Here is a 16,345-nt window from a genome sequence, read left to right as displayed (position 1 = left end):
GGGTCCTGACCGGCGGAGCGGACCGGTCCGGCCGCCGGGGCCGGTCCGGCGCCCTGGGCGCCTCCCGCCGCCGGGGCGCGCCGGGCGCCGCGGGCGGGGGTGGGGGGCCGGGGCGCCCCCGGCGTCCCGGTCCGGGCCACCGCCTCCGCCGCGACCGCCCGGAAGCCGGCGACCGTGGCGCTCCAGCGGTAGGCGGCGGCCCGCTCGGCCGCGGCCTTGCCCATCTCCTCGCGGCGGGCGTCGTCCAGCGCCAGCGTGCACCAGGCCGCGGCGAACGAGGACTCGCCGCGGGCGAGGACGCCGGTGACGCCGTCCGCGACGGAGTCCCGCAGCCCCGGTACGTCGAAGCCGATCGCCGGGGTGCCGCGCGCGGCGGCCTCGGTGATCACCAGGCCCCAGCCCTCGACCGACGCGGGGTGCAGCAGCAGCCAGGACTCGCACAGCAGCCGGTGCTTCTCCTCCTCCGACACCCGGCCGGTGAACACCACGCCGGGGCCGGCCAGCCGCTCCAGGCGGGCGCGTTCGGGGCCGTCCCCGACGACGACGAGACGGCCACCGGTCACCGGACGGACCCGTTCCCACAGCCGCAGCAGCATGTCGACGCGCTTGTAGTCGACCAGCCGGCCCAGCGCGGTGAACAGCGGGGTCGCCGATCGCGGGGTGCGCATCGGAGGCTCGTCGACCCCGTTGTGCACCACCCGGACGCGGTCGGGCGGCACACCGAGCGCGTGCAGTTCCGCGGCCGTCGAGGGCGACACGGCGACCAGCAGGTTGCCGCGGTGCGCGCCGGACAGCGCCCAGTGCTCCAGCCTGCGGCCGAACCGGGCGACCGGTGCCGGGAAGCGCATGCCCCACAGGTCGGTGTGGACGTGGTTGACCAGGCACAGGGTGGGCCCCCGGTGCCAGAGCGGGGCCAGGTACGGCATTCCGTTGCACACCTCGACCAGCAGGTCGCAGGCGCCGACCTGGCGGGCGAACGCGGACCGGGCGGCGAGGAAGTGGCCGAACTCGGAGCCCGCCGACACCACCCGGTAGGGACGGTGCGCGGCCGGGCCGCCGCAGAGCAGGGTGACCTCGTGCCCGGCGGCGGTGAGCCCCGTGGCGAGCTGGTCGACGAGGAGTTCGGAGCCGCCCGCGGACCGGTTGCCGAGGTCGCGGTGGGCGAGGAAGACGATCCGGCGCGGTGCGGCGCCGAGTGGCCCGAGCGCGCCGGCGAGGGGCGGCGGCGCGGGGCGTGGGGGATGGACGTGCTGGGGCATTGCGTGCTCCAACTCGCTTCGGTGTGCGGAGGGTTGACGGACCGCCGGCGGTCGGCGGAGGCGTGCGGCAGTCCGGTGGCGCGGTGGGCGCGACAGGGATCGGGATGCCGGCGGACGAAGGACGGGGGCGACCGGTGGGGAGCGTGCTGTGGTGGGGAACGTCAGTTTTCGTCAGGTGATCGACGTGCGGCTACTCACCGGTATGACAACTTCCCGCGAACTCGGGTGAGCGAATTCGTCATCAGGTGAGTACCGCGGGCTCGTCATCGGGTGAGGACCGCGGGTTCGTCATCGGGTGAGGACCGCGGGCTCCCGCTCGCCGCGGCGTCCGCGCACCAGCAGCACGACGCCCGCCACCGCGAGCAGCGCCCCGAGGGCCCCGGCACCGACCGGCACCGGGCCCGCGAGCAGGGCGAGTTTCCGGCTGTCCGCGGCGGCGAGCTCCACCTGCCGGCGCTGGGTGGGCTCGGTGAACGCGATCCGGTCGCTCTCCAGCAGCACGACGGCGTCCTTGTCCGAGCCCGGGGCGCGCAGCGTCTTCCGCGGGCCGATCGCCGCGTACAGGATCCGGCCGGTGCGCCGGTCCACCACCAGCTCGATGCCGCTGTTGGAGTACCACTCCTCGGCCAGCACCTGCGGGGTCCGCGGCTTGCCGACGAGCCTCCCGGGCACCTGCCGCACGCCGGTGCGGGTGGGCTCGACGGTGCCCGTGAAGCGCAGCCCCTCGTGGCCCTGGATGCTCCGGCGGCCGTCGTGGCGGAGCTGCACGACGCCGCCGAGCGTGCCGTCCCACCAGCGGTAGCCGCGTTCCTCCACGTCGAAGGGGAACTTCAGGTACGCCTCGCCGTCGAAGACGGGCGACTCCTCGCAGCAGTGCACCGGTTCGTTGGTCTCGCGGTCGGTCACCCAGCGCTCCAGCGTCCACTGGAGGGAGTCGCGCACATCGGCGGCGGGCAGGGTGGCGTCGTTGTCGACCGAGGTGGACACGTCCCAGACGGCGTTGCCGCTGCGCAGGCCCTCGGACACGTCGCCGCGCACCTGCCGGGTGATGGTGATCCGCCGGTCGTCGACGGTCTTCAGCCGTGCGGTGTCGAAGTAACTGCCGGTGCCGGTGAAGACGGTGGTCGTGTCGATGTCGAGGGGTGTCCGCTTCGCCTGCGGCAGCACATGGGCGAACAGCAGGGGCGCGAGGACGAGCAGGAACGTCCCGGCGCCCAGCAGGGCGAGGGACAACGGTGAGGCGGTGCGGCGCATCCGGGCTCTCCTGAATCGAGGCGTTGGAGATGGGAGCGCACGGACCCCGGGCCGGTCAGCCCTTCGGGCGCCGACGGTAGGTCCGCCCTTGACGGATTGTCAATGTCATGTCGACACTGTGCGTTCAGCCGGTGGGGGCCGGCGACCGGTGGGATCGCCTCCAGCAAGGAGCTGACCCGACTATGCGCAGAACGCTCGCAGCCGCGATCACCGTGGTGGTCGCTGCCGCACTCGCCGTCGCCGCCGCGTTCGGTACCGTCACGCTGCTGAACGCCCCGCCCGAGCAGCCGAACACGCCGCTCATCAGCTACGACACCGCTCCACCCGCCCGATGACCCGGTCCGCGTGGAGCGAGGTGCCGCAGTCCCAGGTCGACCGTTTCTCCTCACGGGTGCTCGCCGAGTCCGGAGCGCTGGCGGACTCGATCCTGCGGGAGATCCGCCAGGCGTTCCCGCATCTGCGCCTCGTCGAGGACGAGTCCGGGACGCCGCTGGCACTGCTCGGCATCCGGCGCGCCATCGAGAGCTTCGTGCACAACCTCGCGGCCGACGCCCGCACCCCCCGCGTCCCGCCGGTGATGTTCCAGGAGTTCGGCCGGGGCGAGGTGCGCGGCGGCCGGAGCCTGGACTCGCTCCAGGCCGTCTACCGGCTCGGCATGCGCCTGGCCTGGCGGCGCTTCGCGGAGATCGGCCAGCAGGTCGACATCGCCCCGCCCGCCATGTACGAGGTCGCCGAGTCCGGTTTCGCGTACCTCGACGGCCTGGTCGAGCAGTCGGTGCGCGGCTACGCCGAGGCCGAGGCGCGGCGCGCCGGGGAACGTCTGCGGCTCCAGCGCCGGCTCATCGACCTGATGCTGGCCGAGCACCTCGGCGACCCGGCCGCCGTGCTCGGCGAACGCGCCGCCCGGATCGGCTGGGAGCTGCCGGGGGTGGTCGCGGTGGGCCTGCTGATCCGGCCGGCGCGCGAGGCCGTCGCGCCGGCCGTCGAGGAGGGGGTGCTCCTCGACATGGAGAGCGAACGCCCCCGGCTGGTCATCCCGGAGCCAGACACCGGCGGCCGGGCCGAACTGGTGCGCCGCGCCACCGCCGGCTGGTCCGGTGCGATCGGGCCCTCGGTGCCGCTGGCGTCCGCCGCGATCTCGCTGCGCTGGGCGGAGACGGCCGTCCGGCTGGTGGAGAGCGGTCAGTTGCCGCCGGGCGAGGTGCTGCACTGCACGGAGCGCACCGAGGAACTGGTCCTGCTCCCCTCCCAGGAGCTGATCGACGCGGCCTCCGTGCGCTGCCTCGCCCCGCTCGACGGCATGAGCCAGACCCAGGCGCGCCGCCTCGCCGCGACGCTGCTGGCCTGGATCGAGACCTCGGGCGGGGCGCCGGAGGTGGCCCAGCGTCTCGGGATCCATCCGCAGACGGCGCGCTCCCGGCTGCGCCAGATCCGCGAGCTCTGGGGCCCGGTGCTGGACGACGCCGACCGCCGCTTCGAGATGCTGCTCGTGCTGCGCGCCCGGCGGCTGCGCGGCGAACTCACCGAGGGGGCGGGCTGAGCAAGGCCGCACGGCCGCTGCGGGAGCGGGCTGAGCCGGCGTCCCGCTGCGGGAGCGGGCCCACCGCTCCGGGAGCCGCCCGGCCGGAATCCGCCCGACCGGGGCTGACCGTCGACCCGGGAGCGGGCCGAGTGGAGCGCGACTGCTCCGGGAGCCGCCCGACCGGGAAGAACGCACGGCCGGGGCGCGAACTGCCGGGGCGTAACCGGGCTGGGCGTGACCGGAAGCCGCCCGTCCGCTACAGGAGCCGCCCGGCCGGGGCGCGGCCGGTCGCTCAGCGGGCGGGCCCTCAGCCCGGGGGGCCGGTGACGCCGACGAGCCCGGTCTCGTAGGCGACGATCACCGCCTGGACGCGGTCGCGCAGGCCGAGCTTGGCGAGGATACGGGCGACGTGCATCTTGACGGTCGCCTCGGCGAGGTGGAGGCGGGCCGCGAGTTCGGCGTTGCTCAGACCCCGGGCCAGCAGGCCGAGGACCTCCAGCTCGCGCGGGGTGAGCGGGGCGAGGTCGCGGTGGAGGGCCGCCGAGTCGGCGCCGTGCCGGGTGAAGCGCTGCACCAGGCGGCGGGTGACGGCGGGCGCGAGGAGGGCGTCGCCGGTGCGGACGGTACGGACGGCGGCGGTGAGCTGCTCGGGGGTGACGTCCTTGAGGAGGAAGCCGCTCGCCCCGGCGGACAGCGCCGCGTAGACGTACCGGTCGAGGTCGAAGGTGGTCAGGATGATCACCCGCGGCTCCCCGGGGGCGCCGGTGAGGATGCGGCGGGTGGCCTCCAGCCCGTCCGTGCCGGGCATCCGGACGTCCATCAGGACGACGTCGGGACGGGTGCGGCGGACCGCCTCGACCGCCTCGGCCCCGTCGGTGGCCTCGGCCACCACGTCGATGCCGTCGGCGCCGAGGATCAGCCGGAATCCGGTGCGGACCAGGGTCTGGTCGTCGGCGAGCAGGACGCGCGGCGGCTCGGTCACAAGGTCTCCAGGGGGATGAGTGCCCGCACACGGTAACCGCCGGTCAGGCGCGGGCCGTTGGCGAGGGTGCCGTCGTGCACGGCGAGGCGCTCCCGCAGGCCGATCAGGCCCCGGCCGCTGCCCGCGCCCGCGGCGGCCGGCCGCCCCCCGCTGTCGGTGACCTCCACCCGCAGCCGCTCGGGCCCGTAGTCGACCTTCACGTCGGCCGTGGCGCCCGAGGCGTGCTTCACGGTGTTGGTCAGCGCCTCCTGGACCACGCGGTAGGCGGCGAGTTCGAGTCCGGGCGGCAGGGGGCGGGGCCGCCCCGTCACGGTCAGGCCGACGGGCAGTCCGGCGTCCCTGACCCGTCCGACGAGCGCTTCGAGCTGGTCGAGGCCGGGCTGCGGGGCGAGTTCGGCGGCCGGGTCCGCCGCAGCCGGCCCGCCGTCGGTGTCCCCGCCGTCGGCGGCCATGGTGAGCAGCCCCATCACATGGCGGAGTTCGGTCATGGCCGCCCGGCCGCCCGCCTCGACGGCGAGCAGCGCCTCGCCCGCCCGCTCGGGCGAGGTGGGCATGATCTTGCGGGCCGCGCCCGCCTGGATGATCATCACGCTGACGTTGTGGGTGACCACGTCGTGGAGTTCGCGGGCGATCCTGGCCCGTTCCTGCTCGACGGCCCGGCGCAGCGCGTCGGCCTGTTCGCGTTCCAGGGCGGAGAGCAGGGTGCGGCCCTCGGCGGTCCGCAGCTTCCAGGTGCGCAGACCGACGGCGGCCACGGCCATCGGGACGAGGATCAGCAGGGCGATGTACTCGTTGGGGACGATCGGGGTCAGCGAGTTGCCCGCGGTGCCGACGAGGAGCACCGACACCGGGAGCGCCGCGAGCGTGGCCACCCGGTAGGGGCTGTACACGGCGGCGCTGTAGACGGCGACGACGAACGCGTAGAACGTCAGCCGCAGGACGCTGTGGGGCGTCGCCAGGGTCGCCGCCGTCACCACGCACATCACGGCGAGCGGGTAGCGGCGGCGCAGCGCCAGGGCGCCCGACGCGACGACGGCGAGGGTCACCATCAGCACCAGGCCGCCGGGCCCGGCGGGCCGTGCCAGCACGACCTCCACCCCGGGGGCGATCTCCCGCAGCACGACGACGCCGGTGTTGTCGATGCCGTAATGGACGGTGGCGACGGTGAACACCAGGGCGATCAGCGCGTCGGACAGCCGGGCCCGCCGGGTGGGCCGCGGCGGCGGGCCGCTCGCGACCGCCGCGTCGCGGACCGTGCGGCGGGCGGCATCGCGCAGCCGCCCGGGCAGGGTGCGTGTCTGCGTCACCGGTCCATTGTGGCGGCCGTGCGGAACGGCGGGATCCGCCGTGGTGGCGATGTCTCCCGCACCGGATACACCTGGCGCCTACATCGCAGGGATGACGTCCGCGTCCGTCGTCCGCACGCAGTAACGCACGTGGTCCGGGCGGCCGACGCGGGAGCGGCCGCCCCGCTCCTAGCGTTCGGGGAGCCCGACCAGCCCGTACCCGAAGGAGCGCCTCATGACCGTGCCGGTGATCGAACTGAGCGGGGTGAGCCGGCGGTACGACGACGGCCCGCCCGCCCTGCGGGAGGTGTCGCTGACCGTGCGGCGGGGCGAGGCCGTCGCGATTCTCGGCCCCTCCGGCAGCGGCAAGTCCACGCTGCTCAACCTGATCGCGGGCCTGGACCGGCCGGACGCGGGGACCGTCACCGTGGACGGGGTGCGGGTGGACCTGCTGGGCGAGGCCGGTTCGGCGCTCCACCGGCGGTCCAGGATCGGGATGGTCTTCCAGTTCTTCAACCTGCTCGACGACCTGACCGTCACCGAGAACGTCGTCCTGCCCGCCCGCCTCGCCGGCACGGCGCGCGGCGAGGCGGAGCGCCGGGCCGCGGAGCTCCTGGAGCTGCTGGGCGTCGCCCGGCACGCCCGCGCCCACCCGGGCAGGCTCTCCGGCGGCGAGCGGCAGCGCGTCGCGGTGGCCCGGGCGTTGATGAACCGGCCGGCGCTGCTGCTGGCCGACGAGCCGACCGGGGCCCTGGACACGGCCGCCGGACAGGACGTCAGCGAGCTGCTCGCAGCCCTGGGCGCCGAGGGCCAGACGGTCGTGCTGGTCACCCACGACCTGGCCCTGGCGCGGTCCTGCACACGCCGCACGGTCCGGATCGCCGACGGCAGGATCACCGAGGACCTCCCCACGGGGACGGGCGCCCCGGAGGCCGTCCGATGAGCGGGCTCGGCACGGTGGTGCGCTCGGGGACCGGCCGGCGCCGGGTGCAGACGCTGGTGATCGGCCTGGCGACGATGATGGCCGTGGCGGCCTCCGTCCTCGGCGGAACCCTGCTGGTGATCTCCGGCGCGCCGTTCGACGACGCGTTCGCCCGGCAGCACGGCGCGCATCTGTCCCTCCAGTTCGACGCGGCGAAGGTGAGCGCGGGACGGCTGGCGGCGTCCCGGGACGCCGAGGGCGTGAGCGCCGCCGCCGGGCCGTTCCCCACGGCGGTGCTGACCCCGCGGGGGGACGCGGGCCCCGCGTGGCCGGTCACCGTGGCCGGCCGGGGCGATCCCGGCGGCGTGGACCGGGTGGCGCTGGCCGACGGCCGGTGGCCCGCGCGCCCCGGCGAGATCGCGCTCTCCGCAGACGCCCCGCTCTTCGCCGCACCCGGCACCCGGATCGGCTTCGCGGGCCCCGCCGGCGCCCAGGAGCTGACGGTGGTCGGTGTCGGCCGCTCGGTCACGGGGACCGCCGACGCCTGGGTGGTGCCGTCCCAGATGCCGGCGCTCACCGCGCCCGGCACCGGCGGCCACCAGATGCTCTACCGTCTCGCCGACTCCGGTACGGCCGCGGGGATCGCCGCGGGCGGCCGGGCCGTCACCCGGGGGCTGCCGGCGGGCGCGGTGGCCGGCGAGCAGTCCTGGCTCACCGTCAGGAAGAACGCGGAACGCGACACCGCCCTCTACGTTCCGTTCCTGATGGCGTTCGGCCTGCTGGGCCTCGTGATGTCGGTGCTCGTCGTCGGCAACGTCGTCGCGTCGGCCGTGGGCACCGGGACGCGCCGCATCGGCATCCTCAAGGCCGTCGGCCTCACCCCCGCCCAGGTCGTACGGGCCTATGCGGCGCAGGCGCTGATCCCGGCCGCCGCCGGGACGGTGCTCGGTGTCCTCGCCGGACATCTGCTCGCCGTGCCCGTGCTGGCCGAGGCGGGGGAGGTCTACGGCACCTCGTCGCCGGCCGTCGCCCCCTGGGTCGACGCGGCGGTGGTCGCCGGGGTGCTCGCTCTGGTGGCCGCGACGGCGTGGGCGAGTGCCCGGCGGGCCGGGCGGCTGCGCACCGTCGACGCCCTCGCCGTGGGGCGGCACACCCCGGCGGGGCACGGCCGGTGGGCGGCCCGCGTCGCCGGGCGGCTGCCGCTGCCGCTGCCGGTCGCCCTGGGGGTGGTCCGCCCCTTCGCGCGGCCGGCGCGGGCGCTGGCCATGGGTACGGCGGTGCTGTTCGGCACCGTGGCCGTCACCTTCACGGTGGGGATGGGCGCCTCGCTCGGCGAGGTCATGGCGGCCAGGGCCCACGACGCCGCGGATGTCGTGGTGCCCGCTCCCCCGCCGGACTTCGGCTCCCGGGGGCCGGGCGCCGGCGGCCCCGGCACGGACGGGGGCGCCGGTGTGCCGCCCCGGGCCGCGCCCGCCGCCGTCGCCGCGGCCGTGGAGGCCGCCGCCGGGACGGGCAGGCACTACAGCGCGGCGACGGTACGGGCGACCGTCGCCGGCCTGACCGGCACCGTCGACGTGCACGCCTTCACCGGCGACGCCTCCTGGGGCGGCTACACGATGGTCTCGGGCCGCTGGATCGAGGGGCCCGGCGAAGCCGTCGTCCCGACCCCCCTGCTGGCCGCCACCGGCACCCGGATCGGCGGGAGCCTCACCCTGGGCGGCCTGGCCGAGCCGGTCACCGTCCGGATCGTCGGCGAGCTCCTCGACCCCCGCAAGGAGGGCATGCAGGTCTTCACCGACGCCTCGACGCTCGCGGCGGCCCGCCCCGATCTGACGGAGACCAGCCATCACATCGCCGTCGCACCGGGCACCGACGTCGACGCCTACGTCGACGCGCTCGGCGCCGACCTCGCGCCGCTCGGGGCGACCGCGCGGGCGGGCGGGCTCGACGGCGGCAGCGACATGGTGGTGACGCTCAACGCGCTCTCCGCGGTCCTCACCCTGATGCTCGTCGCCGTCGCCGCGCTCGGTGTGCTCAACGGCGTGCTCCTCGACACCCGGGAGCGGATCCGGGAGATCGGCGTCCACAAGGCGCTGGGCATGACGCCCCGTCAGACCGTCGCGATGGTCCTCACCTCGGTCGCCGTGACCGGCCTGGCGGCGGGCGTGCTGGGGGTGCCGCTCGGCGTCGCCCTGCACGGCCGGGTGCTCCCGGCGATGGGCGAGAGCGTGGGCCTGGGCCTCCCCGGTTCCGTGATCGCCGTCTACGACTGGGCGGCCCTGGTCCCGCTCGCCCTCGGCGGCCTGCTCATCGCCGGCCTGGGCGCCCTGCTGCCCGCCGGCTGGGCCGCCAGGACCAGGACGGCGACGGCCCTGCGCACGGAGTAGGCGGACGCCGGCCGCCCGCGTCCTCGCGGGGGCGCGGCCGGCCGCGTCCGGTGACGGGCCGGCGCCGCACTGTCGGTGGCGGGGTGTGTACTGGTGTCCGATCAGCTGCGACCCGGAGGTGGCGATGGCACGCCTGTACGTGCGTACCGGTCTGGACCCGGACGAGCCCGGCGTGCCCGCCGCCGTCCTCGTCGTCGATCCCGGGGGCACGCCCGGGGAGCGCGCGGTGGCCCTGCTCGGCGTCCACTGCCACGAGACCGACGGGTGGGCCTGCCTGGCGCGCACCGACGGATGGGCCGAGCACACCCGCGACGGGGAGGGGCTGGAGGTCGCCGTCGTCGCCTACCCGCGCGTCCTGCGGGCGGTTGACGTGGACCCGGCCGGCTTCTCCGGCCGTTCGGCCGCCGACGGGGAGGCAGTGGTGATCCTGCGGGTGCGGACGGCGGACGTGCCGGAGGCCGCCGTCGGGCTCTCCGAGGGGACCGCCGTCTGGACCACCGGCTCGGACGCGCCGCTCGACGAGGTGATCGCGGCCTGCGACGACTGGCCGATGGTGCTGGCGTCCCCGCCCGCCGGGGTGACGGGCGGGGCCCGGCCGGCCGGGACGCGGGAGGCGCCGGCCCCGGCGCACGGGGCTCCGGGCTGATCGCGGCCGTCCGGCGCCGCGGACACGAGCGGAGCCGACGGGACGAGGTGACCGGCCGGGACGCCCGCCGCCACGGTGCCGTCGACGACGGTGGCCACCACGCCGTGGCCGCGTCCCGGGACCGTCAGGCCAGGGCGCCCGCCGCCACCGTGCCGTCGACGACGGTGGCCACCACCTCGATCGCGGCGATGCGCGAGACGTCCACCCGCCGGGGGTCGTCGCCGAGGACCACGAGGTCGGCGCGCTTGCCGGGGGCCAGGGTGCCGGCGCTGTCCTCCCAGTGGCAGGCGTACGCCCCCGCGACCGTGCAGGCGCGCAGCGCCTCCTCGACGGTGAGCGCCTCCGCGGGGCCGACCGGCAGGCCCGACGACGAGGCCCGCTCGACCATGAACTGCACGGCCCGCAGCGGCGCCCCGTCGGTGACCGGGCGGTCGGAGCTGCTCACCAGGGGGATCCCGTGGTCCAGGAAGGCGCGGCCCCGGTACATCCACGGGGCCCGTTTTGCACCCATCACGGCGGAGTAGTCGTCGCCGAAGGAGTACAGGAAGGCGGGCTGGACCACGGCGGTCACCCCGAGCGCGGCGAAGCGGGGCAACTGGTCGGGGCGGACCAGTCCGGCGTGTTCGATGCGGTGGCGGGCGCCCGGGCGGGTCAGCACGCGCTGGGCGCGTTCCAGGGCGTCCAGGGCGAGGTCGACCGCGCGGTCGCCGATCGCGTGGACGGCGAGCTGCCATCCGGCGAGATGACCGGCGAGGACGGTGGCCGCGATGCGCTCGGGGTCGTCCTGGAACTCCCCCGTCAGACCGGTGCCGCTGTAGGGCTCGGTGAGCGCGGCGGTGCGGGCCATCATCCCGCCGTCGGTGTAGATCTTCAGCGCGCCGACCGAGAGCCAGTCGTCGCCGAAGCCGGTGCGCAGGCCGAGGCCGAGGGCGTGGGTCATGCCGTCGGCCTCGTGCGCGGTCACCGGCAGCAGGGTGTCGCCCGCGGCCATGAGCTGGACGCGCAGCGGCAGCCGGCCCCGGTCGCGCAGGAGTTGGTACGCGCCGAGCTCGACGGGACTGTGTCCGAGCAGGCCGCCGCCGATGCCCGCCTCGGCGACCGCGGTGACGCCCTCGGCGAGACAGGTCCTGGCCGCGCGTTCCACGGCGTCCGCCAGCTCGCCTTGGGCGTAGGGCAGGCGCAGCCGGCGGGCGGCGGTCATGGCGCTCTCGGCGAGGAAGCCGTCGGACGCCGGGGCCCCGGCGGGGAGCAGGTCGAGCACGGCGGTGCTGACGACGCAGCCGTGTCCCGAGTCGTGCATCAGGAACACCTTGCGTCCGCCGGCCGCCGCGTCGAGTTCGGCCGCCGTCAGATGGCGGCCGAGAGCGCGCTGGTCGTAACCGGCGACGTCGACCCAGGCGTGGGGCGGCAGCCCCGCGGCCGCGCGGGCGACGACGGCCAGCACGTCCTGGGCGCGCTCGCAGGGCGCGACGCTCGGGGTGGCGGCCTTCAGCCCCGTCCAGGCCATGTGCACATGGCTGTCGATGAAGCCCGGCAGCACGGTGGCGCCCTGGAGGTCGATCACCTCCCGTGCGGGCAGCGAGGTGACCTCCTCGTCCAGACCCACGATCCGGCCGCGCCAGACGCCGAGGTCGCGGGCGGTGGGCCGGGCGGGATCCATGGTCAGGAAGCGGGCGTTGGTCAGCCTCGTGTCGAGCACGGGCGCTCCTCTCCGAGGACCACGGCGGCCGTGCCGGCGGTGGTGGGCACCCCGCGACCAAGGCAAGCCTAAGCGCAGCCGATGTCCATGGTCAACGAGCCCGCGGAACCGGTCGGCGACGGGTGCCCGGGAGGCGGATGAGCAGCCAACACACCTGCTGGGTGGCCTGGTTGCAGTAGTCTTGGCCGACCCACCGATGCCCTTGTGGAGGTGCCGCATGCCCGGGGAACGAGGCGCCGGACGCGCCGTGCTGCGCGCCGCGGTCGCGGGCCAGCGGCGGCGGGTGGTGACGGCGTCACTGCTCGGCATGGGACACCAGGCGTGCGAGGTGCTGGTGCCCGTCGTCATCGGCCTGGTCATCGACGAGGCGGTCGCCACCGGCGACACGGCGGTCCTGCTGCGCTGGCTGCTGGTCCTCGGGGTGCTCTTCCTCGCCCTCTCCACCTGCTACCGGACCTCCGCGCGGATCACCGACGCGGCGGGCGAGCACGCGGCGCACCGGCTGCGCGGGGAGCTGGGCGCCCGGGTGCTCGACCCGCGCGGCGGGGCCGACACCGGGCGGCTGCCCGGTGCGCTGACCGCCCTGGCCACCGGGGACGCCGCCCGGGTGGGCGCGGTCGCGGCGGCCGTGCCGTACGCGGCCGCCGCGCTGGCCGGGCTCGCCGTCAGCGCGGTCGCGCTGCTGCGGATCTCGGTGCCGCTCGGTCTGCTCATCCTGCTCGGTGTGCCGCCGCTGCTGTGGGCGGGGCACCGGATCAGCCGGCCGCTGGAGCGCCGCAGCGAGGTGGAGCAGGAACGCGCCGCGCACGCCTCCGGGGTGGCGGCGGACCTGGTCGCCGGGCTGCGGGTCCTCAAGGGCATCGGCGCGGAGGCGGCCGCGGTCGCCCGCTACCGCGACACCAGCCGCGAGTCGCTGGCGGCCGCGCTGCGGTCCGCGGTCAGCCGCGCCTGGCACGACGGGGCGATCCTCGTCCTGACGGGCCTGTTCATCGCCGCGATCGGACTGGTCGGCGCGCATCTGGCGATGCGCGGGTCGATCAGCGTGGGCGAGCTGGTCGCCGCCGTCGGCCTCGCCCAGTTCCTGCTGGGCCCCTTCCAGCTCCTGACGTACGTCAGCGGGGAGTTCGCCCAGGGCCGCGCGTCCGCCGACCGGATCGCCGAGGTGCTGTCCGCGCCGCCCGCGGTGGGCGCGGGCGCCGCGATGCCCGCGGGGCCGGTCGCGGGGCGGCTCACGCTGCGCGGTGTCGTCCACGGCACGCTGCGCGGCGTGGACCTGGACACCGCTCCCGGCGAACTCCTCGGCGTGGTCGCCCGGGACCCGGCGGCGGCAGCGGACCTGCTGCGCTGCCTGGGACGTGAACTCGACCCGGACGCGGGAGAGATCAGCGTCGACGGACAGCCGCTGACCGCGCTGGACCCGGACGCCGTCCGCCGGGCCGTCCTCGTGGCGCACCACGACGCGGACCTCTTCGAGAGCAGCCTGCTCGACAACGTGCGCGCCGGCACCGGGCGTGCGGACGCCGCGCTCGGACCGGCTCTGGAGGCCGCCTCGGCGGACGACGTGGCGCGGACGCTGCCGCACGGCGGCGCCACCCTGCTCACCGAGCGGGGCCGTTCGCTCTCCGGCGGCCAGCGCCAGCGGGTCGCGCTGGCCCGGGCGCTCGCCGCCGATCCGCCGGTGCTGGTGCTCCACGACCCGACGACCGCCGTCGACGCCGTCACCGAGGCGCGGATCGCGTCCCGGCTGCGGGAGTTGCGCCGGGGCCGCACCACGCTCCTGGTGACCACCAGTCCCGCGCTGCTCGCCGTGACGGACCGGGTGGTCGTGCTCGACGGCGGCACCGTCACCGCCGAGGGCGGCCACCGCGACCTCGTCGCCGCGGACGCGGGCTACCGGGCGGCGGTGCTGGCATGACCCGGGCCCCCTCGGCACGGCCGGCCGGGCCGGCCGCCACACCGACGCAGGAGGAACGATGACCGAGGAGGCCGCACCCCGGGCGGATCCGCCCGGGCGGGAGCTGCTGCCCACCGCGACGGCCCGCCAGACCCTGGCGGCGCTGCGGGAGCTGCTGCGCGGGCACCGGCTGCTGGCCGTGTCGGCGGCGGTCGTGCTGGTCGCCGGCACGGCGGTCGGGCTGCTGACCGCCCCGCTGCTCGGCCGGATCGTGGACCTGGTCGTCGACCGGCGCGGCACCGCCGCGCTGACGGTGCCGATGATCCTGCTGCTCGCCGTCGCCGTGGCCCGGGGCGCCCTGACCGCGGTCGGCAACGCGCTCGTCGCGCGGCTCGGCGAGACCGTCCTCGCCGGCCTGCGCGAGAAGTTCGTCGCCCGGGCCCTGCACCTGCCGCTCGACCGGGTCGAGCACGCCGGCTCGGGCGATCTGACCTCGCGGGTGACCGGCGACGTGACGGTGACGACGAAGGCGGTGCGCCAGGCACTCCCCGAGTTCAGCGGCGCGCTCCTCACCATCGTGCTGACGACGGCCGGACTCGCCGTGCTGGACTGGCGGTTCCTGCTCGCCGTGCTCCCCGTGGTGCCGGTCCACGTGCTCACGGTGCGCTGGTACATCCCGCGCGCCGGACGCGTGTACGCGGCGCACCGGGTGGCGGCGGGGGCCCTCCAGCACCAGTTGCTGGACAGCATCGGCGGGGTGCGCACCGTGCGGGCGTTCCGGCTGGGCGACGCGCACGCCGGGCTGCTGCGGGAGCGGTCCGACACGGCCGTCGGGCTCGCGCTGCGCGGCAGCAGGCTCGTCTCGGGGTTCTTCTCCCGGCTCAACGCGGCCGAGTTCGTCGGGCTGACCTCGGTGCTGGCCACCGGCTTCCTGCTGGTGCGCGCCGACTCCGTGAGCATCGGCACCGCGACGGCGGCGGCGCTCTACTTCCACGGCCTCTTCAACCCCCTGAACGCCGCGCTCTTCCTGATCGACGAGGCCCAGTCCGCGGGCGCCTCGCTCGCCCGGCTCGTCGGTGTGTCGCGGCTGCCGGCCGAACGCGCGCCGGACGGGCGGGCCGTGCCGGTCGACGGCTCCGTCAAGGTCGGCGCGCTCAGCCACGCCTACACCCCCGGGCACCCGGTGCTGCACGAGGTGGACCTGGAGGTGCGCAGCGGGGAGCGGGTCGCCCTGGTCGGGGCGAGCGGGGCCGGCAAGACGACGCTGGCGAAGCTGATCGCCGGGGTGCACGAGCCGTCGGGCGGGGTGATCGTGCTGGGCGGTGTGGACACCCGGGAGCTGGGGCCCGCCGGTGTGCGGCAAGCCGTGACGCTGATCAGCCAGGAGGTCCATGTCTTCGCCGGCCCGCTCGCCGACGACCTGCGGCTGGCGCGGCCCGGTGCGTCCGGGGCCGAGGTGCGGGACGCGCTGGCGCGGGTCGGGGCGCTGGAGTGGGCCGAGGCGCTGCCGGAGGGGACGGCGACGGTCGTCGGCGAGGGCGGGCACCGGCTGACGGTGACCCAGGCGCAGCAGCTCGCGCTGGCCCGGCTGGTGCTCGCGGGCCTCCCCGTCGCGATCCTGGACGAGGCGACCGCCGACGCGGGCAGCGCGGGGGCGCGGGTGCTGGAGAGCGCGGCGAACAGCGCGCTCCAGGGCCGTACGGGGCTGCTCGTCGCCCACCGGCTCCCCCAGGCGGCCACCGCGGACAGGATCGTCGTGCTCGACGAGGGCCGGGTCGTGGAGACGGGCACCCATGCGGAGCTGCTGGCGGCGGGCGGGCGCTACGCGGCGCTGTGGGCGGCGTGGTCGGCCGGCCGGGGTACGCCGGAGCCTCCCGCCGAACCGTGATCCCGCCCGCCCCCGGGAGCGGCGGGTGCGGGGCGGGCGGGGGGCGGCGGGTCAGTAGTAGCGGCTCATCAGCCGGGTGCTCCACGCGGGCTGGGTGACGTCCTCGGCCGGCGCGAACTCCGCCATGTACGGCTTGATGTCGAGCACCGGCGAGCCGGAGAGCGCGTCCAGGCCCGTGACGTGCAGGTCGAGCCCGTCGACCCGGAGCAGCCGGCACCGCGAGACGCCGAGGCGGTTGGGCCGGTACGGCCCCCGGTGGGCGAAGACGCCCACCGGCGCGCCGTCCGGCTGCCCGCGCGGCGGGATGGGGCCGGTGCGCACGGCGCCGGGGTCGATCCGGTCGAAGACGAAGACGACCTCCAGGTGCGAGAAGTGCTCCAGCCCGAGCACCGGCGACTCCTCGCGGAAGGCGTCGTCCAGGCGGATCACGGCCCGGACGTCGCCCCAGCCGTCCTCGACGGCCTCGGCGCGGCCCCCGACCACCCGCCCGACGGGGGTGAGGGCGACGGGCTCCGCGCTCATGCCGCCACCCCCCGCTCCCGGTTCGTACAGGGGGTGTCGCGCGGCACGGTCGTCATCGGCGTCTCCCGGGTGGCGTCGGATCGT

The 16,345-nt window shown here is 76.4% G+C and carries 12 protein-coding genes and 1 pseudogene; 7 read left to right on the top strand and 6 right to left on the bottom strand.

From position 1 onward, the window contains the following. Positions 1-119 precede the first annotated feature (119 nt). Positions 120-1,259, bottom strand: a pseudogene (locus tag JE024_RS32680) (glycosyltransferase family 4 protein); the annotation flags it as partial. Positions 1,260-1,547: 288 nt separating this feature from the next. Then, entirely contained in the window at positions 1,548-2,513 is a 966-nt protein-coding gene (pgfA, locus tag JE024_RS32675; protein ID WP_205377502.1) for a cell envelope lipid trafficking protein PgfA, read from the bottom strand. Between the two features lie 182 nt (positions 2,514-2,695). Here pgfA and JE024_RS32670 point away from each other — a divergent pair, with 182 nt between their 5' ends. Beyond that, positions 2,696-2,848 carry a hypothetical protein gene (locus JE024_RS32670; RefSeq protein ID WP_205377501.1) on the top strand — a complete coding sequence of 51 codons (153 nt, stop codon included), beginning with the start codon at positions 2,696-2,698 and terminating at the stop codon, positions 2,846-2,848. Beyond that, positions 2,845-4,053 carry a PucR family transcriptional regulator gene (locus tag JE024_RS32665; protein WP_205377500.1) on the top strand — a complete coding sequence of 403 codons (1,209 nt, stop codon included), beginning with the start codon at positions 2,845-2,847 and terminating at the stop codon, positions 4,051-4,053. Before JE024_RS32670 ends, JE024_RS32665 begins: the two co-directional genes overlap by 4 nt. A gap of 289 nt (positions 4,054-4,342) precedes the next feature. On the opposite strand, the gene JE024_RS32660 is transcribed toward JE024_RS32665, so the two are convergent. Together JE024_RS32660 and JE024_RS32655 are read right to left on the bottom strand one after the other, a co-directional pair. Continuing rightward, complete coding sequence (locus JE024_RS32660) at positions 4,343-5,017, bottom strand: response regulator (RefSeq protein WP_205377499.1); 675 nt, start codon at positions 5,015-5,017, stop codon at positions 4,343-4,345. Next, complete coding sequence (locus JE024_RS32655) at positions 5,014-6,324, bottom strand: sensor histidine kinase (protein ID WP_372449890.1); 1,311 nt, start codon at positions 6,322-6,324, stop codon at positions 5,014-5,016. Before JE024_RS32655 ends, JE024_RS32660 begins: the two co-directional genes overlap by 4 nt. Before the next feature lie 214 nt (positions 6,325-6,538). Here JE024_RS32655 and JE024_RS32650 point away from each other — a divergent pair, with 214 nt between their 5' ends. The 3 genes from JE024_RS32650 to JE024_RS32640 all read left to right on the top strand — a co-directional run bounded on the left by JE024_RS32650 (position 6,539) and on the right by JE024_RS32640 (position 10,258). Continuing rightward, on the top strand, positions 6,539-7,246 hold the full coding sequence (locus JE024_RS32650; RefSeq protein ID WP_205377498.1) for an ABC transporter ATP-binding protein: 708 nt from the start codon (positions 6,539-6,541) through the stop codon (positions 7,244-7,246). Further along, positions 7,243-9,612: an ABC transporter permease gene (locus tag JE024_RS32645; RefSeq protein WP_205377497.1), complete on the top strand. Its 2,370-nt coding sequence runs from the start codon at positions 7,243-7,245 to the stop codon at positions 9,610-9,612. Before JE024_RS32650 ends, JE024_RS32645 begins: the two co-directional genes overlap by 4 nt. 124 nt (positions 9,613-9,736) lie before the next feature. Next, positions 9,737-10,258 carry a hypothetical protein gene (locus JE024_RS32640; protein WP_205377496.1) on the top strand — a complete coding sequence of 174 codons (522 nt, stop codon included), beginning with the start codon at positions 9,737-9,739 and terminating at the stop codon, positions 10,256-10,258. Positions 10,259-10,382: 124 nt separating this feature from the next. Here JE024_RS32640 and JE024_RS32635 read toward each other — a convergent pair whose 3' ends face one another. Then, positions 10,383-11,957, bottom strand: coding sequence for an amidohydrolase (locus tag JE024_RS32635; protein WP_205377495.1), 1,575 nt, complete (start codon positions 11,955-11,957; stop codon positions 10,383-10,385). Positions 11,958-12,174: 217 nt separating this feature from the next. Here JE024_RS32635 and JE024_RS32630 point away from each other — a divergent pair, with 217 nt between their 5' ends. Both JE024_RS32630 and JE024_RS32625 read left to right on the top strand, forming a co-directional pair. Beyond that, on the top strand, positions 12,175-13,872 hold the full coding sequence (locus JE024_RS32630; RefSeq protein WP_205377494.1) for an ABC transporter ATP-binding protein: 1,698 nt from the start codon (positions 12,175-12,177) through the stop codon (positions 13,870-13,872). 58 nt (positions 13,873-13,930) lie between these two features. Beyond that, the gene (locus JE024_RS32625) at positions 13,931-15,739 is read left to right on the top strand and encodes an ABC transporter ATP-binding protein (RefSeq protein ID WP_205377493.1); all 1,809 of its coding nucleotides are present in this window, start codon (positions 13,931-13,933) and stop codon (positions 15,737-15,739) included. A 51-nt stretch (positions 15,740-15,790) separates the two neighbouring features. Here JE024_RS32625 and JE024_RS32620 read toward each other — a convergent pair whose 3' ends face one another. Further along, positions 15,791-16,261: an SAM-dependent methyltransferase gene (locus tag JE024_RS32620; RefSeq protein WP_205377492.1), complete on the bottom strand. Its 471-nt coding sequence runs from the start codon at positions 16,259-16,261 to the stop codon at positions 15,791-15,793. Positions 16,262-16,345: the final 84 nt, after the last annotated feature.

This window comes from Streptomyces zhihengii, assembly GCF_016919245.1.
GTDB lineage: Bacteria > Actinomycetota > Actinomycetes > Streptomycetales > Streptomycetaceae > Streptomyces > Streptomyces zhihengii.
The sequence above is the reverse complement of the archived record's forward strand: the minus strand, read 5'-3'. Positions and strand labels throughout refer to the sequence as shown.

What these genes read in the sequence shown, in the direction of transcription:
- JE024_RS32665 (WP_205377500.1), top strand. Translation starts at nt 2,845, where the DNA reads ATGACCCGGTCCGCGTGGAGCGAGGTGCCGCAGTCCCAGGTCGACCGT.
- JE024_RS32630 (WP_205377494.1), top strand. Translation starts at nt 12,175, where the DNA reads ATGCCCGGGGAACGAGGCGCCGGACGCGCCGTGCTGCGCGCCGCGGTC.
- pgfA (WP_205377502.1), bottom strand. Translation starts at nt 2,513, where the DNA reads ATGCGCCGCACCGCCTCACCGTTGTCCCTCGCCCTGCTGGGCGCCGGG.
- JE024_RS32650 (WP_205377498.1), top strand. Translation starts at nt 6,539, where the DNA reads ATGACCGTGCCGGTGATCGAACTGAGCGGGGTGAGCCGGCGGTACGAC.
- JE024_RS32620 (WP_205377492.1), bottom strand. Translation starts at nt 16,261, where the DNA reads ATGAGCGCGGAGCCCGTCGCCCTCACCCCCGTCGGGCGGGTGGTCGGG.
- JE024_RS32645 (WP_205377497.1), top strand. Translation starts at nt 7,243, where the DNA reads ATGAGCGGGCTCGGCACGGTGGTGCGCTCGGGGACCGGCCGGCGCCGG.
- JE024_RS32625 (WP_205377493.1), top strand. Translation starts at nt 13,931, where the DNA reads ATGACCGAGGAGGCCGCACCCCGGGCGGATCCGCCCGGGCGGGAGCTG.
- JE024_RS32670 (WP_205377501.1), top strand. Translation starts at nt 2,696, where the DNA reads ATGCGCAGAACGCTCGCAGCCGCGATCACCGTGGTGGTCGCTGCCGCA.
- JE024_RS32640 (WP_205377496.1), top strand. Translation starts at nt 9,737, where the DNA reads ATGGCACGCCTGTACGTGCGTACCGGTCTGGACCCGGACGAGCCCGGC.